22 protein-coding genes and 1 pseudogene are annotated in these 21,056 nt (G+C 57.3%); 13 read left to right on the forward strand and 10 right to left on the reverse strand.

All coding sequences use genetic code 11. The features are described 5' to 3' along the window. Positions 1-58: 58 nt before the first annotated feature. Positions 59-1,567 (forward strand): metallophosphoesterase family protein, encoded by a 1,509-nt coding sequence (locus ACYQ0R_RS04280; protein WP_459821089.1) that lies wholly within the window; start codon positions 59-61, stop codon positions 1,565-1,567. Next, a complete protein-coding gene (locus ACYQ0R_RS04285; RefSeq protein WP_459821090.1) occupies positions 1,564-3,468 on the forward strand; it encodes an AAA family ATPase in 1,905 nt (634 codons plus the stop codon). Before ACYQ0R_RS04280 ends, ACYQ0R_RS04285 begins: the two co-directional genes overlap by 4 nt. On the opposite strand, the gene ACYQ0R_RS04290 is transcribed toward ACYQ0R_RS04285, so the two are convergent. After that, entirely contained in the window at positions 3,424-4,389 is a 966-nt protein-coding gene (locus ACYQ0R_RS04290) for an IS1595 family transposase (RefSeq protein WP_459820822.1), read from the reverse strand. The two genes, ACYQ0R_RS04285 and ACYQ0R_RS04290, sit on opposite strands and share 45 nt — an antisense overlap. 74 nt (positions 4,390-4,463) lie before the next feature. On the opposite strand from ACYQ0R_RS04290, the pseudogene ACYQ0R_RS04295 reads away from it, so the two are divergent. The 10 genes and pseudogenes from ACYQ0R_RS04295 to ACYQ0R_RS04340 all read left to right on the forward strand — a co-directional run. After that, positions 4,464-5,174 (forward strand): annotated as a pseudogene (locus ACYQ0R_RS04295) (hypothetical protein); the annotation flags it as partial. 210 nt (positions 5,175-5,384) lie between these two features. After that, positions 5,385-6,776 (forward strand): ATP-binding protein, encoded by a 1,392-nt coding sequence (locus ACYQ0R_RS04300; protein ID WP_459821091.1) that lies wholly within the window; start codon positions 5,385-5,387, stop codon positions 6,774-6,776. A 448-nt stretch (positions 6,777-7,224) separates the two neighbouring features. After that, positions 7,225-8,235 carry a tyrosine-type recombinase/integrase gene (locus tag ACYQ0R_RS04305; protein WP_459821092.1) on the forward strand — a complete coding sequence of 337 codons (1,011 nt, stop codon included), beginning with the start codon at positions 7,225-7,227 and terminating at the stop codon, positions 8,233-8,235. Positions 8,236-8,477: 242 nt separating this feature from the next. Further along, positions 8,478-8,993: a DUF7437 domain-containing protein gene (locus tag ACYQ0R_RS04310; protein ID WP_459821093.1), complete on the forward strand. Its 516-nt coding sequence runs from the start codon at positions 8,478-8,480 to the stop codon at positions 8,991-8,993. A 5-nt stretch (positions 8,994-8,998) separates the two neighbouring features. After that, complete coding sequence (locus ACYQ0R_RS04315) at positions 8,999-9,544, forward strand: PIN domain-containing protein (RefSeq protein WP_459821094.1); 546 nt, start codon at positions 8,999-9,001, stop codon at positions 9,542-9,544. A 288-nt stretch (positions 9,545-9,832) separates the two neighbouring features. Further along, complete coding sequence (locus ACYQ0R_RS04320; protein WP_459821095.1) at positions 9,833-10,393, forward strand: IS1096 element passenger TnpR family protein; 561 nt, start codon at positions 9,833-9,835, stop codon at positions 10,391-10,393. 6 nt (positions 10,394-10,399) lie between these two features. Next, positions 10,400-11,236, forward strand: a complete 837-nt coding sequence (locus ACYQ0R_RS04325; RefSeq protein ID WP_459821096.1) for a DUF8137 family protein — start codon at positions 10,400-10,402, stop codon at positions 11,234-11,236. A 63-nt stretch (positions 11,237-11,299) separates the two neighbouring features. Continuing rightward, positions 11,300-12,274 (forward strand): SprT-like domain-containing protein, encoded by a 975-nt coding sequence (locus tag ACYQ0R_RS04330; RefSeq protein WP_459821097.1) that lies wholly within the window; start codon positions 11,300-11,302, stop codon positions 12,272-12,274. A 74-nt stretch (positions 12,275-12,348) separates the two neighbouring features. Next, entirely contained in the window at positions 12,349-14,190 is a 1,842-nt protein-coding gene (locus tag ACYQ0R_RS04335) for an SWIM zinc finger family protein (protein ID WP_459821098.1), read from the forward strand. Beyond that, positions 14,183-15,013 carry a hypothetical protein gene (locus ACYQ0R_RS04340; protein WP_459821099.1) on the forward strand — a complete coding sequence of 277 codons (831 nt, stop codon included), beginning with the start codon at positions 14,183-14,185 and terminating at the stop codon, positions 15,011-15,013. Before ACYQ0R_RS04335 ends, ACYQ0R_RS04340 begins: the two co-directional genes overlap by 8 nt. Before the next feature lie 65 nt (positions 15,014-15,078). Here ACYQ0R_RS04340 and ACYQ0R_RS04345 read toward each other — a convergent pair whose 3' ends face one another. The 3 genes from ACYQ0R_RS04345 to ACYQ0R_RS04355 form a co-directional block, all read right to left on the reverse strand. Then, on the reverse strand, positions 15,079-15,615 hold the full coding sequence (locus tag ACYQ0R_RS04345) for an IS630 family transposase (protein WP_459825667.1): 537 nt from the start codon (positions 15,613-15,615) through the stop codon (positions 15,079-15,081). Then, positions 15,579-16,097 carry an IS630 family transposase gene (locus ACYQ0R_RS04350; RefSeq protein ID WP_459821100.1) on the reverse strand — a complete coding sequence of 173 codons (519 nt, stop codon included), beginning with the start codon at positions 16,095-16,097 and terminating at the stop codon, positions 15,579-15,581. Before ACYQ0R_RS04350 ends, ACYQ0R_RS04345 begins: the two co-directional genes overlap by 37 nt. Positions 16,098-16,313: 216 nt before the next feature. Next, positions 16,314-16,928, reverse strand: a complete 615-nt coding sequence (locus ACYQ0R_RS04355; protein WP_459821101.1) for a nucleotidyltransferase domain-containing protein — start codon at positions 16,926-16,928, stop codon at positions 16,314-16,316. Positions 16,929-17,185: 257 nt separating this feature from the next. Between ACYQ0R_RS04355 and ACYQ0R_RS04360 the strand changes: the two genes are divergently transcribed. Next, positions 17,186-17,263, forward strand: coding sequence for a hypothetical protein (locus tag ACYQ0R_RS04360; RefSeq protein WP_459825669.1), 78 nt, complete (start codon positions 17,186-17,188; stop codon positions 17,261-17,263). A 71-nt stretch (positions 17,264-17,334) separates the two neighbouring features. Here the strand turns inward: ACYQ0R_RS04360 and ACYQ0R_RS04365 are convergent, their stop codons facing one another. The 6 genes from ACYQ0R_RS04365 to ACYQ0R_RS04390 form a co-directional block, all read right to left on the reverse strand. Next, positions 17,335-18,045 carry a hypothetical protein gene (locus tag ACYQ0R_RS04365; protein ID WP_459821102.1) on the reverse strand — a complete coding sequence of 237 codons (711 nt, stop codon included), beginning with the start codon at positions 18,043-18,045 and terminating at the stop codon, positions 17,335-17,337. A 3-nt stretch (positions 18,046-18,048) separates the two neighbouring features. Continuing rightward, positions 18,049-18,258, reverse strand: coding sequence for a KTSC domain-containing protein (locus tag ACYQ0R_RS04370; RefSeq protein WP_459821103.1), 210 nt, complete (start codon positions 18,256-18,258; stop codon positions 18,049-18,051). Between the two features lie 95 nt (positions 18,259-18,353). Further along, positions 18,354-18,890 (reverse strand): PIN domain-containing protein, encoded by a 537-nt coding sequence (locus ACYQ0R_RS04375; protein WP_459821104.1) that lies wholly within the window; start codon positions 18,888-18,890, stop codon positions 18,354-18,356. Positions 18,891-18,904: 14 nt separating this feature from the next. Next, positions 18,905-19,531 carry a DUF7437 domain-containing protein gene (locus ACYQ0R_RS04380; protein WP_459821105.1) on the reverse strand — a complete coding sequence of 209 codons (627 nt, stop codon included), beginning with the start codon at positions 19,529-19,531 and terminating at the stop codon, positions 18,905-18,907. Positions 19,532-19,600: 69 nt separating this feature from the next. Next, positions 19,601-19,957: a calcium-binding protein gene (locus tag ACYQ0R_RS04385; RefSeq protein WP_459821106.1), complete on the reverse strand. Its 357-nt coding sequence runs from the start codon at positions 19,955-19,957 to the stop codon at positions 19,601-19,603. Beyond that, positions 19,954-20,955, reverse strand: coding sequence for a DUF7983 family protein (locus ACYQ0R_RS04390; RefSeq protein WP_459821107.1), 1,002 nt, complete (start codon positions 20,953-20,955; stop codon positions 19,954-19,956). The genes ACYQ0R_RS04385 and ACYQ0R_RS04390 overlap by 4 nt, the downstream gene beginning before the upstream one ends. Positions 20,956-21,056: the final 101 nt, after the last annotated feature.

Genomic DNA, 21,056 nt, shown 5'->3' on the forward strand with positions numbered 1-21,056 from the left:
CAAGACAGGCAAAACTATTAAAACCTATTGGTTAGATAGACTGTACGTGGAAGTCCCCATGTTAACGCTGACTCACATCGCGGATACGCACCTCGGCCACCGACAGTACGGGTTGAAACAACGAGAGGACGACATGGTGTCAACGACGCGCGCGGCATTGCAAGAGATGGTCGGCGAGCGCGACACGGACGCCATCCTGCTCCCCGGGGACCTGTTTCACTCCCGGGATATCCGCCCAAAAGTCCTTGACCAGGTCGAACGAGAGCTCAGCCGAGTACCGGACGACGTACCGGTGTTGGTGTCCCGAGGGAACCACGACGAGAACCTGACCCCGCGCGAGGTAACGTGGCTCAATTACCTGCACCGGCGCGGCCACATCGTGTTTCTGAAGGCGGATCTGGAGGCAGACTCAGAGACTGCCCGCTTCAAACCGTACGACCCGGAGGGCCCCGGCGATTACGCCGGGTTCTACGATATCGAGGTGCCGGAGTTCGACGGTCCAGTTCGAGTATTCGGGCTTCAGTGGCGAGGCGCGCGAACGGGGCAAGCGTTGCAACAGGTGGCACACGGAATACAAGCGACGAACGCCGAGCACGGCGAACCAGCGACGACCGTGCTACTGGCACACTTCGGCATGGAGGACGAGGTTCCGACGCTAGGCGGGACGGTGACCCACGCCGAACTCCGCGACGTGAAAGAGCACGTCGATTACCTCGCACTCGGGCACATTCACAAGCAGTACGACGCTGCTGGGTGGATCTACAACCCCGGATCCCCAGAAGCCCACAATACGCGCGAGGGCCACCACGACTGGGAGCACGGCTACCATTCGGTCGCGTTGACGGCCACCGAAGACGAGGCCGAGAACGCGGTCGAGTACGAGGTGGACCATCACCCGACCAAGCGGCGACCGTACTGCCGGGTCGAGTTCGATGTCACGGAGTACGACTCACCAGGCAAACTCGAAGCCGGGTTTCAGGACCACGTCCGCGGGGAGCAATCACGGATTGATGAGTACTGTCGGAAGGAGGACTTCAAGGCGCAGGGAGAGCCCCGAGCGCCGATCATCGACCTGCGGTTCAGCGGAACGTTACAATTCAGTCGAGGGGACTTCCGGACGGATGAACTCGCGGAGTGGGTGAAAGAGGAGTACGGGGCCCTGTACGTGCAAGTGAATACGGGGATCCGGACGGCGGACGTCCAGCAACTGATCTCAGAGATCGACGAGGACGAGGTCTTTCAGGATGGCCGGTTGAATACGGCGGCGCTGGAACACCGCGTGTTCGAGACGATAGCGAAGGAATCCATCTACGACGAGCAGGCCCAAGACGTCGCCGACATCCTGGGGAACGCACACCAGATGGCGCAGGCCGAAGAGGCCGTCGAAGACATCCGTGAATCGGTGAGTTCCGCACGACGAGACTTGTTCCCGGAATTGGCTAACGATGTGGTGCTCGACATCGATGAGGATCCGTTCTCGGACGCGGATGCTGAGGGCGAGGCGGAGCCTGGTGATGGTGAACCGAGTGGAGAAGCCGACGATGAGGCGGAGGTGATGCAACAATGAAGGTTATCGAGGTTGCGTTAGAGGACATTAAGTCGTACGAGGGACGGACAGTCGTACCGATTGAGGGTGGTGTGACCGCGATCCTCGGTGAAAACGGCGCAGGGAAATCGACGATTCAGGAAGCGATTGGCTTCGCACTGTTCGATTCGCTGCCGTTCAACAACAAGGACTTCGTGCGCGAGGGCGCGACCTCCGGAACTGTCGAGGTCACATTTGAACAGGAAACCTCAGAAGGCCAGCAGCGGTTCCGCGTGACACGCTCGGCTGGCCGGTCGGGCTATGGTGTGCACCGCTACGATGCCGAGAACGACGAGTGGATCGACCAGGATATCGATTCCAAATCCCAGCTCGTCAAGTGGTTGTGCGCCCAGTTCGATGTCGAAGACAAAGACGAGCTGCAGAGCCTGTGGGAGTCGTGTATCGGCGTTCCGCAGACGCGGTTCCTCTCTGACTTCGCGCAGCGACCCGCCAGTCGGAAGGCGACGTTCGATGCGCTGCTGAACCTCGACGCGTACGAAGAGTCCTGGAACCGGCTCAAGAACATTCCGGACGCGATTGAGCAGGAAGAGCAGAAGCACCGTGAGAAGATTGCAGGGCTCACGAGCACGGTGCAGGACCTGCCAGACGAGCGGTCGAAAGCGAAATCGCTAGCTGATGAGGTTGAATCAATCGAAGCCGAGATTGATCGGAAGACCGACGAGCTGACTGAGAAAGAAACGGAGCACGAAGAGTTAGAGGCCGTCCAAGATGAAATCGACAGCCTCGAACAGGAAGTCCGGTCACAGGAGCAAGAGATCGAGGCGACCGAGGGTGAGCTGGATACTGCAGAGAAGGAGCTTCGCGCCGCTCAGAAGGCACAAAAACAGTGTGAGGTGAACCGAGAGGGGTATCAGCGGCACGAGGAAGCGAGTGAGCGGCTGGACGAGCTGGAGCAACGAGAGAACGAACGAGACGCGCTTGCTGAGCGGAAAGCCGAGCAGAAGCAGGAGGTCTCGTCGGTCGAATTCGAGGTGAACCAGCTCGAAGACGAATTAGAGACGCTGCAATCGGCCCAAGAGACGCTGGAGGAGCGCGAGGACGAGAAACAGCGGTACGAGGAACTCGACAAGAAAATCAACTCGCTACAGCAGCGTGAAGACGAGATCGAGGAACTACAGGATCGAATCGACGAGCTCGCCGGAGACATCGCCGAGAAGCAAAAGAAGGTCGAGTCGCTCGAAGCGAAAGTCGAGGCCATCGAGGAAGACTGGGAGGCGACGACGCATCCGGAAGAACTCGACGAAGAGATTAACCAGCGGAAGGCGCGGCGGCAGCAACTACAGAACGAACGGGAACGGCTCGAAGAGCAGTTGGAGCGGTTACAAGATACGGATGTGGACGCGCCGTGTCCAACGTGTGACCGGCCACTGAAAGCGGAGCACCGGTCGGACGCAATCGACCAGCGCAAAGACCGGATCGAAGCCATCGTCACAGAACGTGCGGAGCTCAGCGAGGAACTCTCCGATCTACGCAACCGTCGGGAGGAAGCCCGAGATGTCAAGCGACGCGCCGACAAGCTCCCGGTTCACCGTGAGAAGATCGAGTCATTGGAAGCAGAGATCGAGGATCTCCAAGCAGAGAAGTCAGAGACGGAGGAGACGCTAGAGGACCTCGAAGAGAAACTGGCGGAACTGCCTGAGCTCAAAGCAGAGCGAGAGGAACTACAGGAAGCGTATGACGAGTACGAGACTGCGGAGTTCCGCGTGCAGGAGCACGCGGACGTTCCTGACGAATTAGAGGAGAAGCGTGCAGAGCTTGATGCTGCCAACTCGAAGTTGGAGGAGATCAACGACGAGTTGGCTGGGCTCTTGCATAACTCAGTGAAACACGTCGAGGACGAAGCAGTCAAGAAGGCCGTGTAGCGGTGCTCCAGCGAGGTTTAATGTCCGTACGAACCCGTAGGTTCGGACGGACTGCTCCAAGCCCTGCTTTGAGAGGCCGCGGAACTTCCGTAGCCACGGATTGACGAGTGACCAGAGGCATTCGACCTGGTTGATGTGAACGCCCTCATCAGTGACAAACTCTTCGGAGTGGACAACCGTTTGCTCGTCTTCGTAGACGAGTGGCGCGTACCCGCGCCACCCGTCGTGCCAGACTTCGTCAAGCTTCCCAGAAAGGATCTCGACCTCGTCAAGTGCCGGCTTGAGTTCCTCTGGTTGAGCTCCTCGTTCAGGGCGGATGACGCGGAGCACGTCACGACAGGCACCGATCAACGTCATGGTATCACCGGGGGCACCCTTCCACCGTGATCGTCCCTTCTTTCCAGAGCCGCCGCGGGAGAGCCCGTCCCGCGGCGGCGTCTGTCCCTTGTAGCCCGAGCACTTGTGACCGGTTTCGTCGATCTGTGTTGGGCCGTCGATGGTGTGTTGGATGCGTTCGAAGACGAGGTAGAAGCCGCGCTCGAAAGCGGCTTCTACCTCTCGAATTGTCGTGTGAACGGTATCGTAGACCGCTTCAAAGAGCCGAGCGACCTGGTTGATGCTGAGGAGTGTATCAGCGTAGAGAACGAACGCGATGACGACCTCTCCGGGTGTGAGAGTACGTCCTTCGAAGGGAGTGTTGCGTGTGTAGGTAAAGCCGTAGCGGCAGTTTCGACACCAGAGTCGGGGACTGTCGTCCCCGCTCTGGATGGCGGTTTCACCACATTCCGGACAGGGAGCTTCTTCCCAAGCTTGCTTACAGCGCCGCTCGATCTCCGCATCGAGCGGCTCTGGGCGCAACACTATTGAGGTGAGCTCAACAAGATCCTGTAGCATCCCGCCGAAGGCTGTCCGCTTGCACATAGCAACTAGCGCACGGCGGGATGCTGTAATTCTCAGGGTGCTGTTTCACTCAGTTCGGCAAGAGCCAAAGTAATATTGAGGGATGGAGCCCAATCCGAAATTACTGGAGTGATTGGACGCCGACCAGTGTCGATCAGCCGTGTCTGATTTTTACGACCAACGATTCACTGCCGAAGTCGGAGTTCCGGAACCGAATGAAGATCCTCAGTATGGACGTGTCGTTCCCCTCGAATCCAGAAGATCCGGGATTCCATGAGGCCCAAGACGATCTCGCAGAAGTGCTAGAGCGGGAGAATCCGATATTCAGTTACGTGGCTCGCCGCATGCTAGCAGAGCAGCCGCGGACCGAAGGTAATGGCACAGTGGAAGACGTCCGGCAGATCTTCTGTGACTTCTACGAGGAGGCTGGTCGAGAACCCCCGGAGTACTTCCCTGCTAATGAGCCAGCGGAACAGATGTACGATACGGGACGGCTCAAATGGCAGCGCGACATCCAAGGTGGTCGTGTCCAGTTCGAATCGGAACCCGATGGGATGAACGCTGACTTCGACCGCGAGGATTGGGAAGTCTACGACTACGAGAAACGCCTTGACAAGCGGTTTATGTCCGATAAATCTGGGACAAGTGTCTATATCGGTGCACCGGAAGACTTCGCTGAGTGGATTGGCTACTCGGTTGAAGAACTACTTGACGGACCAGTAGAAAACGGTGAAGCCGCTGACCAACCAACTGGTTCAGAGGAGACAAATTCACCGGGATTCTTCAGACGTCTACTCGGTAGCTGAATATTCGGCTCAAATGATATTATGGAGTTTATGCCGACCCGTCGATTGAACGAACCAAGACCACGCGAAAATAGTTCCCCGTACATCTAGTTTCTATCTCGCCTGGTTCCCTCGTCAGGTTCGGTGTCTTGGTCGTAGTGCGAGAATCATTCCGGTGGGGGTGGCCACCCGAATTCTTAAGTCATTATCGCGGTAATCATTATCCTAAGTATGACCTTCTACGACCGGGAGGAAGAACTTGATACACTCACCGCTGCGGTGGAGTCACCCGGTTCGGACTTCGTTGTCGTCTATGGTCGGCGTCGGGTCGGGAAAACGGAACTCCTCAAAGAATTCTGTGCTGACCGTCCCCACATTTACTTCCTTGCCGCGCAGGAAGCCGAGCATCGACAGCGCGAGAAGTTCCTCGACCAAGTTGCGGATTACTTCGACGAGCGCGTCCCGCGAATCGACAGTTGGGACGAAGCGTTCGAATACCTCGGGGAGAACCTCCAGCGAGAGGATCTCGTCGTCGTCATCGACGAGTTCCCGTACCTCGTCGAAGAGAACGACTCGCTTCCATCGTACATACAAGCGTTCGTTGACCAGGCGCTCGATGGGACGGACTCGATGCTGGTGCTCTGTGGGTCGAGCGTGAGCACGATGGAGTCAGAGATCCTGGGTCACGAGAGTCCACTGTACGGGCGACGAACGGCCCAACTCGACGTAACGCCGTTTTCCTTTCAACAGGCACGAGAGGTCATCTCATACGACATCACGGACGCGGTTCGCTCGTATGCCGTCACGGGTGGCACCCCGATGTACCTCACGCTGTTCGACTACGACCAGTCGCTCGCGGCGAACATTCGATCACACGTCCTGTCACCATCTGCGGTACTGTATAACGAACCCGAGTTTCTCCTGCGCACCGAGCTCCGAAACCCAGCCCGGTACATGAGTATCCTCGAAGCAGTCGCATTGGGCCATACGACACCGAACGAGATCTCCGGCGCAACGGGGATCGATTCGGGACCGCTCTCGAAGTACCTACAGACACTTCGCCGACTCCGCCTCATCGAACGAGATGTCCCAGTCACGGCCTCGGGGAAGAAATCGAAGCGGTCACGGTACCGGGTTGCGGACGAGTTCCTTCGGTTCTGGTTTCGGTATGTCGAGCCGCATCGATCCAGTATCGAGGAAGCACCGGAGATCGTGTACGACGGGACGATTGAACCGGACCTCCCAACGCACGTCGCAACCACGTTCGAGGACGTGTGTCAAGAAGCCGTCTGGGAAGGGATTCGACGCGGTGCATTCGAACCGTACTCCGAAGTCGGTCGCTGGTGGTACGGAGAGGAGGAGATCGATATCGTCGGGCTGGCACCGAACGACGGCCGAGTCCTCCTCGCCGAATGTAAGTGGACGACAGATCCGGTTGGGGAAGACCTCGTCGAGAGTCTGCGAGCAAAGGCGGAGAACGTCCGATGGGGACCGTCGGATCGAGACGAGCAGTTCGCCCTGTTTTCGAAAAGCGGCTTCGTCGACGGTCTCGAAGCACAACTCGATGACTCGTGGTCGTTGTTTACTGTCGCGGACATCGACGACCTACTCACGCCGTCCTGAGTACTCCAACACCAATCGTAGGGAAGTATATACGACGGACAATCAACATCAGATAGTTAATTCTGGAGGGGATTCTGGCTTGCTTTAGTTCGGACAGGCCCTCTGATTTGCTGAGTTGAGTGGCGGGAAGACGACCAAAGTCTCTCGCGCGCGCCGCCAATTACACTCTCTACCCAAGTATTATGTCCCCACAGTGTCATTCAAATGTAAGCGAATCGCATGACACCGGCGACCCCCGTTCCGCAGCGTGATGAAATCCAAACGTCCGAAGAGGGGTTTCTTTATAAGCGTCGTGCCGCCGTCTGCCAAATGTTGCCCGTCACGCAGAATGATGGGCGCTGCAGGCTCTCGGTCACGAGGTGAACGAAGTCCCTTGCTGGCCCTGAAACGGCAAAAATCGGCGATCTGAGATCGGTGGTTCTGACCTCGAGTTCGCACCCAGAGAGCCATGAGTCTCGAACCGATCGAACCGGAAACCGCGCTCGAACTGTACCTGGCTGACAGGGAGAACAACGTCACCGAAGCCACGATTCGCTCGCATCGCTCTCGGCTGAGTCATTTCATCCGGTGGTGCGACAACGAGGGAATCACGGACCTGAACGACTTGACCGGACGGAAGTTACACCGATACCGACTGTGGCGGCGCGACGAGGGAGATCTCTCCCCTGCGACCGAGAAGACCCAGATGGACACACTTCGCGTCTTCATCAGGTGGGTGGAATCGATCGACGGTGCACCGGAGGATCTCCACGTGAAGATTCGCTCGCCGACGCTAACCGGCGACGATAACGTGCGTGACGAGATGCTCGAGGAGGAGCGCGCCGAGGAACTGCTCCAGTATCTCCGTCGCTACGAATACGCGTCTCGACACCACGTGGTGATCGCACTGATGTGGCATACGATGATGCGAGTCGGGGCGATCCACTCGCTTGACGTGGGCGATTTCGATCCCGAAGAGAAATCCTTGGAGGTCGTCCATCGTCCTGAGACGGATACACCGATCAAGAACAGCACAGACGGTGAACGGTTTATCGCGCTGTCGGACGAGGTGTGTCAGCTTCTGATCGACTGGATTGACCAGCGACGACCAGCGTCGGTTGACGAGTACGGGCGTGAGCCACTTATTACGACGTCACAGGGGCGAGCCCATACGACGACGCTTCGAGGAGACTGTTATCGATATACGCGGCCATGCATTCGGTCTGGTGAGTGTCCACATGGACGTGACATCGATGACTGCCCAGCGACTGATTACGAACGTGCTTCGGAGTGTCCGTCGAGCGAGAGTCCGCATGCACTTCGTCGCGGTGGGATCACCCACTCGCTCCAGCAAGACTGGCCGATGAAGGCAGTCGGCGATCGAGCGAACGTCTCCGAGCAGGTGCTCGAGATGCACTACGACCAACGCACGGAGAAAGAGAAGATGGAACAACGGAGGGATTATCTGGATCAGCTATAACACGACACTCTGGTCGTATCGGTCAGTAGTCCATTCTTGCCATCCCTTTCTGGCATTGCTTGCAGATACGGCCCTAAGATGACGATGGACATCCTATATCGCTTGGTTCGAAAGACGCGCTGTCCAGGTGGACTCTTTCAGTCTATTGAGTACCGCCCCCGGCGCTGTCCGTACAAACAGCCAATTCGTGCGGTCCTGTCTCAGCAAAGTTTTTGCGTATTGCGTGCAATTCGCTACTAAGGATGGCAACGAGAGAAGCGAACTGGGAAACTCCGCTCGATACTGGTGGCGAGGTGTTTGCACTCCTTGGAAACGCCCGCAAAGCGTGGATCTATACGTATATCCGCCATCATCCGGAGACCACGATCCAAGCAATCGTCGAGACGCTCGAGCTCCCCCAGCGGACAGTCTACGAATACGTCGACGACCTCGAAGCCGCAGGCTTCATCAACCAGTCAAACGAGGACCGACCGGCGGAGTATACAGCTCAGGCAATCGATCTCCAACTGGTAGAAGACGACGCCGAACGGCGAATCACTCCGGAGCTGATCGAGGCAATTGCTCGCCGAACCCAGGACGACGACATCGATACGTACATCGATCGCCACGGACTGGACGGGCTCGCCGTCGCCCTTGAATACGCGCGTGAATACGTCGACGGATCTGTTACGCACCAGATCATGGCTCGTGAACAAGAGCTCTCGCCCCTGGAGACTGGAGTCATTCTGGATGCACTACGGCCCGTCGTCGAGGACTGATCGATATGGAAAGTGACAGCGACATCGTTTTCATCGATTCCTCAGTCCTCATTAGTTGTGGGCGCCGGGAAAGCACACGCTTCCAAGCGCTGGCCCGTGAAGCCCGTCAGCGTGATACCGTCTTTCGAATCTCGCCACAGGTGTATGCCGAAGTGACTGGCGATCCAGCCCTCGAGGAGTATACCGCCGACAATACAGCTGTCGACGAGGCACTACAGGAGGGATGGATGAAGGTCACCGAAAGTCCGTCCTATTCGAACTCGGAGGTTTCGAACGTGATGGATCAGGCGCGGAGTTTCATCGCAAGTGCCAGCGATCGACCAGAAGACGCCGTCGAAAAAGCGGATGCGGAAATTGTAGGTCTGGCGCTCGAACTGCTCCTTAATGACAACGCTGATCGGATCACGATCGTAACAAACGATATCCCGCTTGGCGAGGCAGCCGAATCGCTACTTCCGCAATACGGTTTCGACGACGATCAAATAACCTGGCTTACTGGTGGTGAACTCGCTGATGAACTCGCTGAGGACTTCGTTCCCGAATTCGATTGAGTACTTCGATACTGTCGGTATTGACGAAGAGCCGGAGCGGGGTCGTTTTCTCGCAAGACCGTCGGCTTGGCCCCTTGGATCTGTGGGACGGATCTCACAATTAACCAACTATTGTGGAAGCCAACATCAGATCTCAGCAGCTGTGTTCATCCAGAGAACGTGGAAGCAATAAGGACGATATCGAAGCAATCGATGGATCAGTCATTCGAAACAATCGTGGCGACGAATGATGCGGCGCGAGGAACGGAAGAGCAAATGTCTACATGTGGGGGGAACGAAAATGGGCGTATGGCGATCTACCGATTCAGAGTCCTGCTGTTGCCCAACCCGCCGTTAGAGTTCGAGCCGGAAACCGAAGTCTATCGCGAGATCGAGATTGACGGATCCAGTACCTTGGCGGACCTTCACGAGGCGATTTTCGACGCATTCGACCGCTACGATAGCCACGCCTACGAGTTTCTCACCCGTGACGAGCGTGGGATTGCCACCCGGAGCTACGTTCATCCACAGTTGTACAGTGGCGAGAAGAGCTGGCAACCGATGGACGACGAGGAGATCGATCGGTTTCTCGACCACGCGATTCCTGACGATGAACCCGAAGAAGCCAAAGACCGATTCCGGGAGCTCCGGAAACACCCACCAGAAGAGGGCAACGCTGCCGAGACCACGATCGACGACCTCGAACTCGACCAGTCACAGACGCTGTTCTACGAGTTCGACTTCGGTGACGGCTGGGAGCACCACATCGATATCGAAGCGATTCGGGAGGGCTCGCTCGATGACGATTCGGTCGTCGTCGAGAAACAGGGAGCGGCACCACCGCAGTATCCCGATCGCCAGGGCAACTGATCGACGATGGCACGTGACATCGCGACGCTGACGACTGCACTCGAAGAGACGACGCCCGAGAACCAGACGGACGTGTACACGCTGCTCGCTGCGTGGGACAAATCGATCGAGACTGCGCTTGAGCGTGGAGGTGGAGACCGTTTCCGAGAGGTAGCAAGACAATACCGTCCGCAAGTTATCGACGTGGTCGATACTGCAGCAACTGACGGGCCCCGAGACATCGACTGGCAGTTCCTCCAGGAGTGTGCCGAGGCGTATCCGCCCGGAGTCGGTGATCACCACTGTTCGCAGGTGCTCGCCAACGTGGTCGCCCGGTGTGTGATCCGCACCCGAATCGACCAGGACCCCGACGCCATCCCCGGGTGGACAGTCGACTATCTCATGGGGATCACTGTCGAGGAAGACACCGAGTGGGCATGGGAAGGAGCGGCGGCTCTGGGGTGGGCAGTCGGTCATTCGGACATTGCGATTCTCGATCGGGTCGTCGACCAACTCGACACGAAAAGCGAACCCTGGGCGATGGGAATCCTGAAACACGTCGCATTCGCCGATCCGGAAACTGCCCTGGTGCTCCTCGAACGGCTATTGCAGTCCCCGGATACTAGAGAGGATCTGGTGTATCTCAGATCACTCGAAAAAGTGACAAAACAGGATGTGCCGGACTTTCCACAGTACTGGGAGCCACAGTCCGAACTCGACTATTCCGTCACGATCACGGACGAGCAGCGCGAGCGGTTGCTGGCCATTCTCGGAGCGGCCATCCATCCCGAGCGTCTCCGCAAATTCGACGAGCAGTTCGAATTCGATCTCCAGCGGGCAGCCGATACATACGGTTCGGAGTAACTGAACGGAACGAAAACCTGGCGACCGTGAGGTTGATGGCAGATCCCAGAGGAGAGTGTGATGATGGCCGAACACGAACGTTTGGTAGCTGAAGAAATATCGGCCACCCTCGACAGAGCCGGATTCGATACACTGTCTTCAGACTCGTTTCGTATCGAAGTGACCGACACGTTCCAGCGGAAGCTCGGCGAGTGTCAGCCAGTCCAGGGACCGGCCAGCGAATCAGACGCTGCGTACTACCAGATCCGGATCGCTCGCCGGTTGTTCGAGGACACCTGCGACGTTGACTGGCGGGACACTGTCCGTCACGAAGTCGCCCACGCATACGTCTTCTCGACGGTCGGACCGGGAGCGAAGCCACACGGCAAGGAGTGGAAAGACGCAGCACATCGGGCAGGGGCAGATCCAAGTGCACGCTACGAGGGTGACGACCTCGTCGACGCAGAGTATATTCTGGCTTGTCCAGACGGTTGTTATGAACGCGGGTATCTCAAGCGGTCGAAGCGAGTCAAATTCCCCTGGAAATACGCCTGTCCCGAGTGTGAACAGCGACTGGTAAGCTATGACGCTTCCGAAATTCCGAGTGCACTCGAGCCAGGAACGTGTTACGTAGCGAGCATCCCCTGGAATCGCCCAGACGACCGGACAACTCCCGAGGCGTCACGGTCAACGACGTACCTGCTTGCCTGCCCGAACGGCTGCACCGAGTGGGGTTACGAGCAGCGCTCGAAGCGCATCAAGAACCCATGGCTGTATACCTGCCCCGAGTGCGAGACGACACTCGTCAGCTGTGATGGACGAGACACACCAACCGAATGCTCGCCAGGGACATGCAACGTCGAGAGCATTCCCTGGACCGAACCACAGATCGCCCACGCCTGCCCGAACGGCTGTTTCGAGGTCGAATATGCCCAGCATTGTGAGGAGACCAGACATCCCGAACAGTACCGCTGTGGCGAGTGCGAGAGCCGAACCGTCTCGTATCCGGCTGACCAGCGCCCGACCGATCCGACGCCAGGCACAAACTACGTCGACTGAGGCTGTCGGTCAACCATTCGTGATGTCCGCAGGGCGCAGTAATAATACTGCACCTTCTCGTAGCCGTTCATAACATGAGTAATCGAGGTTGGCCGCCACTGACCGAATCGACAATCAGAGAACTGGCCAGATCCAAATCCTACGACCGCGGCCAGTCCTACTACGAGCGCGGCGCAGTCAGTAATGTGGTTCGACGGGGAGAGACGATCAGAGCCGAGGTCGAGGGGAGCCAGTACCAGCCGTATACGGTCACGATCGAGTTTGACGACGCGGACGTTTCGCGTACGGAGTGTTCCTGTCCGTACGACCACGGCGGTATCTGCAAACACCGCGTTGCCGTGTTGTTGACCTGTCTCCGCGAGCCCGACGACGTACGTCCCCGGCCACCGCTGTCGGAACAACTCGGCGACGCAGATCGGGAGACACTGGAAGCGTTGCTCGTCGATCTCGCGGAGGATCGCCCCGAAGTAGCAGACTGGATCGAAACCCGTCTCGAAACCCGTGCAGTCGCCGAGGAGGCAGCAACCGAAACGTCAGTATCGGTGAATCTGGAATCGATTCGTCGGCAGGCCGAACACGCACTACCAAAGCCAGGCCAGCGTGGTCACAACGACGCCTACGCCGAAGCACAGCGCATGGCCGGAGAGCTGGACGAACTGCTCGAACGAGCCCGGCTGGCCCTGGAGACTGGCGACGGCGAAACGGCGCTCGATGTCCTCGAAACCATCACCGAGGTACTCGTCGAAAACAGGTGGCCCGGTCTGCTTCCACACGATGTTCCTGAGCTCTTCGAGACGATCGACGATCTGGGTGAATTGTTTATCGAGGCAGTGCTGACGGCTGACTTGGACGAGAGCGAACGAACTGACTGGGAACATCAGCTCAGAGAGTGGGACAGCGAGACACCGATCCAACATTTCGTGGGTAGGCCGGTGCTAGACCCCGCTGCGGACGCAGCGATGGAAGGGTGGGACGACGACGCCGTGCAGAGGGCGATGGAGGGTGAGTTCGACCACGGGGAGTACCAGAAGGGCAGTTACGACTGGGGGACCCCCGACGTGATCGACGTCCGCCTTCGCATTCTCGAACGCGAGGACCGCATCGACGACTATCTCGATCTCTCGCTGGCGGCTGGAGTCGACACTGCTCACGCGACGATGCTCGTCGAGACAGGGCAAATCGAGGACGCGGTCCAATTCGGAGTCGACCACCTATCGGAGCCCGAGGCGCTGCTCGAACTGGCCAGAGCTCTCAAAGAAAACGGACACACAGCAGCAGCGTTCACAGTAGCTGAACACGGGCTGACAGTCGAGGGATACGGAAAGAGCGACTTGGCAACGTGGCTCCGTGACCGTGCCAGGAGTGCTGGTGAAGACAAACTCGCACTCGATGCAGCTATTACTGCCTTCGAACTGAATCCGTCCGTGAGTTCTTTCGAGGCAGTCGAAGAGCTCGCGGGTGAGGACTGGGAGATGATCAGGAATGATCTACTCGAGTTTCTCCGAACAGAAACCACCAGTGGCAGAACTGCTTCCCAGGCAGTGGAGGTATTCCTCCACGAAGAACAGTACGACGATGCCATCGACCTCGCGGATCGGACGGGCCAAGCCAGTGTGATCGAACCCGTCGTCAAGGTCGTTACCGAGAAGCGTCCCCAGTGGGTGATCCGTACGTGCAAATCGAGGACCGAGCCGATCGTCGAGCAGGGAAACCACGATAGCTATGAGACTGCTGTCCGCTGGCTCAGATACGCGGGCGAAGCCGCCCGGGAAGCCGACAACCTCGACGAGTGGCGCGAGTACGTCGAAACGATGCGTGACGAACACTATCAAAAGTACAAACTGCGACCGATGCTGGAGGACCTGCTGGACGAGTTTGACTCTCCAGCCGATAGCGAGGTGAGCTCTAATGGCTGAAATGGGATTGACGCCGACGGGACGATGGCATCTGCTCGGACGTCATGCCTGCCATCACGCCGACTCGACGGAGGTCGTCGAAACCAGATCCTTCGACGAACTGGCGTTGACAGATCCCGAATGGGGGACGATCAGTGTCCCGAGGGTCGCTGGCGGTCCGGACGCGAAGTGGTGTAGCCACTGCAAGAGCACGATCGAGGAGATGCGATCCAGGCGGTACGACGCTATCGTTACTCTGAAGCGACGAGTACCATATCGTGACGTCTCGTGGACGACGATCGATTCGGACGACGATTGTGCCTGGTGTGGCAAGGCCAGTAGTGCGAGACGGTACAACGACGACCTTGGCGAGCAGGTCTGTCCGGCCTGTGCCCAAAAGTACAACAGCCGAAGCATCGAGATACGCGATCCGCCGGAAACAGATCGGCGGCGGGAAACGCCGAACAGTAACGTCGAACCGATCCGGTGGACATACTCCTCGGGCGAGGCAGAGTCGTCAGACCGCGAGCAGGCGCGTCAGCGTGCTGCCGAAGAGGGACGTCCGTACGTAGAAGTGAAACTGAAACAGAAGTACGCCGACGTGATCTGCGATATTGGCGGGACGGGCCATCGGTTCACTCCGGCGGCGATCGAGGAGATCGAAACTCTCCAAGCCGAACAACGAGAAACGGCAAGCGCCAAGCGGGAGCACAAGTCGTACGTCGGGACGAACGTCGATGGGAGTGGGACGCACGTACAGACGAGATCGTTGTTGCCCGACGACGCGAAACGGCACGCAGACAGACTTGCAGAGATCGCTGCCGATCCGGAGAACTGGCAGTGAACACTACTGTGTCGGTTTGTTGACGCCTCGTCGCTGTCGGAATCCTAGCGACGAAGTTATAGGGATTAGCATAAGTAGTGATACACTTTTGGTGCAGTGAGTCTCGGGATTGTTGCTGTGAGGAAGCGTTTCACGTCGTCAATCGTCTCGAAGAGCCGGTTCTTTCGAGCGGCTTTGAGCTGGAGCCAGCAGTTTTCCAGTGGATTCAGTTCAGGCGCATACGGTGGAAGATACTCAAGAAGCAGGCCGTCGACAGCGGCCTGCTTCTTGAGATCCTTGGCGATGAAATACGGCGCGTTGTCCAAGACGATCACGAGCTTCTTGCCGAAGCGATGGCGGAGTGCTCGCAAGAAGTGCTTGCTGACCTTGGCGGTGAACGAGTCGGGCGTAAGCGCGACGAAGTGATCGCCAGTGTCAGTAACCGCACCGAGCATATTGATCGCCGCTCGCCCGCCCGAGACCGGCAGTCTCGGGTGGGAATTCACCGGAAACCACGTCGGTTTCTGATTCGTCGAAACCGCCTCTGTATGCTGATCAATGACCGCAATCGTGTACCCTTCAGCCTTCAGCGCCGACCACTTTTTTTGAACTCGCCACGCCAGCGTGCTTTCTCAGCGGGATCGGCTTTGTAGTGGTACGGCCGGGCTGTCTGGCGCGACAGCCCGGCCTTTTCGAGGAGTCGGTACATGTGCGCGTGAGAGTACTCAACGCCGTAGGTGTCGAGGATGTGTGACCGGAGAAGTTCAGGCGACCACGCAGGATCGTCGTAGCCGGCCTCTGTCGGCGACGCGTGCAGCGTCGCCGTCAGTTCTGTCCACTGTTCAGCGGATAGCCGAGGTGGTCGCCCGGCCTTGTGTGCGTCGCCGAGCGCGGTTACATCGCGCTCGGCGACCGCCTCCAACCAATTGTATCCAGTTTGGGCAGGAACACCGAGCAGGTCTTCAATTTCATAGGCAGAAAAGCCTGCATCGTAGAGAAGCGCAACCGTCAGTTGCTTGGTCGCTTTCGCATCAGTTTCCCTTCGCAGTTGCTGGCGCAACTGCTCCGGATCGACACCATCCAATTTTGCACCTTCACGAGTCATACTGTTTCTACGCGCTCAGAGAGCATCAACACCTCTGCTAATCCCTATTAGTCGGTTGTCGGCTCGAATCCTGGTGTACGAATGTTTGCCCCACGAACCGAACCGCCGTTTGTACGGCGACGGTGACTGCCGCCGAGTCCAGTCATCTGTTTAGCGTGCGACGCCACCTGCTCGACAAAGCGGAAGAGTATCTTGGCCATGACCGTATCTTCCGCTTTACGCACCCCCTCCTGACGAGTCGTAGATATTCTGGCGTAGCTCTTGGAGTCGGTCAGAGCGGTCAAGTACTAGCCCTTCGTTGAAGATCTCTTCCAGTTCTCCTCCGTGGGAGACTGCAGTGTCCGGCGTTTCGACAAGTACCTCGAACTCATACCGGTGGCCGTCGAACGATCCCTCCTCAATGTCACGTGCGAGCGACGTGCAAATACGCCGTCCGTAGGTAAGATCACCGTCGACGATGATGAGGAGGTCGATGTCACTGCGGCGGTCTGCTGTTCCGCGAGCGACGCTCCCAAAGAGGACGATCCCAACGAGTTCGTCGAGTTCCTCGCTCTCCTGAATCCGTGTCTCGAGTTCGTCGAGATAGGCCTGGACTGGCTTGCGGAATTCCGACTGTGGTATCATGAAGACGGGATCCGGTCGCTGAAGGTGATCTATGTCGATTGTAATGCGGGCGGGACGCTGTTCACTCACTGCGATTACGCCCAGTTTTTCGAGGAGTTCGACCGAACGCGAAATCGACGAGACGTCCGCGCCCGTAATCGACGCGAGTTCCTGCTGTGTGAATTCCTCGAAGGGATTGTTCGCGAGATGGTGCAGGATGTCCTGCATCGCCTGGTACCGGAAGACACGTTCCTCCGGGAACGGGAAATCGAGGAGTACTTTCGAAGTTTGCATATTCTGCAATTATTTGCACACTATGAAAAGACTTCGGGAGTCATATAGATCACACCGGGGCTGGTTGAGACAATTGCCATCTGAACGCCGGACGACATCGAGACCTACATTGATCGTCACGGACAGGACGACCTGGTTGTCGCGCTCGAATACCCTCCTAATGCGCCGAAGGAATTGTTGCACATCAGATCATGGCTTGTGAGAAAGAAATCTCGCCCTTGGAGACTGGAGTCATTCTGGATGCACTACGGCCCGTGGTCAAGGACTGATCGATATAAAAATCGACAGAGAGGTCGTTTTCATCGATTCCGTGGTTCTCGTCAGTGAGACGCTCCTAGGATTAGCCTCGATACCCACAGACACCGGTTCGGGGAGAGTTCACTTTCGGGAGATAATTCGGGCGTTCACAGTCGTCTTCGTGGTCGGACGCACAGCTCTCGCACAGCCAGGCGTCTGGTCCATGTTGCCACAGACAGGTTTGACAGACTTTGGTTGCCGACGTGCCACAATTCCCACACTTGATCTCGGGCGGGTTGTTCCGGGCCAGTAGCACGATTCCGTCTATTCCTGTCTCGCTTGCGTCGGTTTGCTGAATGTCAAGCTCGTCAAGCGGCCAGCCCCCTCCGTCGAGAATTTGTATCTCGAGTTCCGTCGTTGATCCGAAGTCGTACTCGTAGGTAACCACCTCACCGGGGGTCACACTATCGATTGATTCGAGGGGGAGATCCATCGACCGTCGTTCCCCGCCGAGACCGATCGCTGGCTCCTGGTCATCGTATGGTTTCTCATATCGGGTCTTCCCGATCGTGAACGCACTCATGTGGCCACAGCACTCAAGCCAGAACTCTCGAAGGAACACATCAAGATCTGAGAGCAGCGTCTCCGCCTCCACCAGTAGATGGAGCCAGTAGTCGGGGCGTTGTGCCCCAGTAATCCGAAGATGGTACGTTGTTGTTCCATCACTCGGTTCCGGAAGACACGACCGAAGATGGCGTGATATCCCACGTTTGGTGTACGAATTCCCACAGAGGTAGCAGTCGCCGTCAGTCATCGTTTATTGAACTCGGACGTGGCTCAGTTCTCGAATGTAGCGGTTGAAGTATCGTCCAAGTGAATCTGCGGCCAGAAACTCCTGGTAGGTGCTCTCGGGCACCTGCCTGTACTGGTATACCCGTCCGTTCTCAAGTTCAACTTCCAAAACCTCTTCATCCGGATCGTAGCCGACACTCTCGACCAGCGACGAGGAGACTGGCTCTCGTTCCATACGGTCAGATTGGAGGGTCGAGCACTTAGTACGTCGTTGTTATACTCGATGTCGTAGACTGGCTTCGGCTACCAGATCAGCTATGCACACGGTCGCTAAATCAGAGTGAGATCATCGTCCTCCTCATCGATCAGATCCCAGAGCGTAATAATAGAAACTTGACCAGAGTAGCCTAACGACGATATTGCGATTTCAATCGCCTCACAGGCAATCCGATCAGCGGTGATCACCGTCACGGTATCTGCCGTCTTCTTATCGAGGAGATATTCGACAGCGAGACCGGCGAACACCGGATCCGCTTTCTCGACGTCATGCTCGTCTTTGTCTACAGATTTGGAAGCGATCGCCCGCCGTGCAATATCCTGAGCGGTCGTCGCCTTGCTGTGTGACACAGTCGGTGCATCGACGGTCTTGGCCCACCCCTCTTCTCGAGCGCGCTCCAAGGCTGGTTTGACGCCTCCCTGTTCGATTTCTTCTTCGACGCGGGAAGGAACCAAGAGAGTCACGCCGGCACGTCGAACGACTTGACGGAACCGACGGTGTTTGGACGTTCCGGGATTCCCTGCGCTGATGAAGACATTCGTATCGACCAATGTGACGTGCTCGGGGGAGAGAGGAGATAACTCGTCCATGAGAGGGAGTCGAATTACGATTCTGAGTTCGGAAGCGGGGCGGCCACGTCGAAATCAGTCTCGAACTCGATGTCGCTTGCGATTTCTGGAAAGATGACATCGAAGTATGGATCGTATTCTTGCCCGACCGCGAGCGCAGGTCTCAGAGCGAGAACGATACTGATTGCCTCGCCGGTCGGAATGTCAAGTGGATCGGCAACCATCCGCTGTGTAATCTGACCTGCATAGTGTAACCCGGCCTGTCGGACTGCAGCAGCCAATTTCCCGACGCCATGTCGCTCCACGAAGTACGAGACGTCCTCGTCGACCTCTTGAAGCGCGACTGCATGCAGGATCGTCGGTGTCACCACAATGCCGTCGGTCGTGATTTGCACTGGCTCCGCTATTACTTCGACAGGTCGGTCACCTTCCAGCGTGACGATGCCGAGTGCCTCAAGCGTCTCGACGTGGTCGTAGACCGTGGTCTTCGGGATCTCCAGGGCTTCTTTAATCTGCGGTCGAGTGGCTGGCCCGTAATAACAAACGTAGACGTAGACACGTGCAAGCTCTGGGTGATCTAACAGCCGCCCAATAGTTGCAAGCTGATTTATCCCAGCTTCGAGATCCTGCGAAGGCGTTTCTGAGACGGGACGTGGGGTCATACCCCCTAGTACGAAATCCGTGAACTTCAAACTAGTCCCGCCGAACGAACAAGCAGAGACACCACCAAATTAGCGCTCTAACCAGTAGTGCCAGTCTTCAATGGCCTGTTCAGTGTCGTCGTTGGGGTCAACTGGCTCCAATTGCTCCAGTGGGACGCCGAGTTCTCGATCCATCCATTCGACCGTCACGAACATCTGACTGAGAGTTGGTTCCGTCGATGACATACCCACTACACGCACCGTTTCGCCCTCCTTCAGCGGGGATTCCTCGCGCTCTTCGACACAGCGAGCTTCGAAGGGGAAGTCGAGGAAATCACCCAGATACGCATACCAGCCCATCGCTGCCTCTTCAGGGCTATATGTATCGACGGTAATCCTCGTCTTGATTCGCTCTTCGCGTTCTTCATCTCGGTCTGTTCGTGTCATGGCCCTCCTCCTGCTCGGGTGTGGTAGGCCTGACCGGACTTGAACTCAGTCAACTCATCGATACGAGCTTCTAGATCCTCGATCTCCTGTCGGAGTTCCTCGGCCTCTTCTCCCTCCGTGGCTGCGAGTTGATCTTTCAGGCCCTGAAGGCGACTCTCTTTTCGTTCTTCGTCGACCTCCGCCTTGCGAACATACTCGCTTTCTTCGACTTCGTACACGTCGCTCTCGGAGAGTTCAGTGACGTCTAGTGCGTCGTCGACTTTATTTCGATCCACACCAAGTACACGCTCTCGGTCGATTCCGGCTTCTTCGAGCGTTTCGAGTACCACCTCGTCGTCTTTTAGCGTTCGACTGCGTCTCGTCGTCCGCTGAACGGAGCCAAATGGTCCACTGACCGGTCGATCGTGATGAAGCCGCTGTAACAGTACGTCCGCAACATCCTGACGGAGATCGTTCGCATTACGCTGGACATCGGACAGCAACGTGTAGAGATTGACCAGCGCATCCGTGTCCATCTCTTCGAGGACATCTACTTCGTGGCGTTCGAGTGCGTCGACGAGCAACAATGCGTCGGCGTACACGTCCAGATCTGGTTCGGTCCGCTCTTCGCTGCTGGACCCGGAGACGTCCTCAGTATCGAGCAGCTGGCTGGTTGTCGCACCTTCTTTTTCTACGATTATGCCCTGGTCTTCGTTGATCTCGAACCGCGGATGAAGACTGAGGACTGCCGGATACGGATCGGCGTCCGGCGGGAGTCGGTCGAGTTCGAAGCCTCCCGATTCCTCAGTGATTCGTTGATAGAGTGTTTCGAACTGGTCACGCTGGAGTGGTCGTGTCTCGTCGATCTCACGGTCGAGGAACTCGATGACGACCCGCTGTTCCTGGACGTCAGTAACGCGAAATCGGTCGTGGGATAGCGGCGTAAGCAACGTAGCTCCCTCCGGGAGCTCGTCGAGTTCCTCGAGAAGCGTGTGCCACGAGACGCTGAACGGAGCCATACGGTACCTCTCGGGGAGGATGCTACTAAACCGTGAGGGACAAACCGGCTCCGTCAACATTCGATTCTCATTCGTTCGCCTTCGTTATGACACATTCCTAC

Source organism: Halorubrum luteum, from assembly GCF_054652935.1.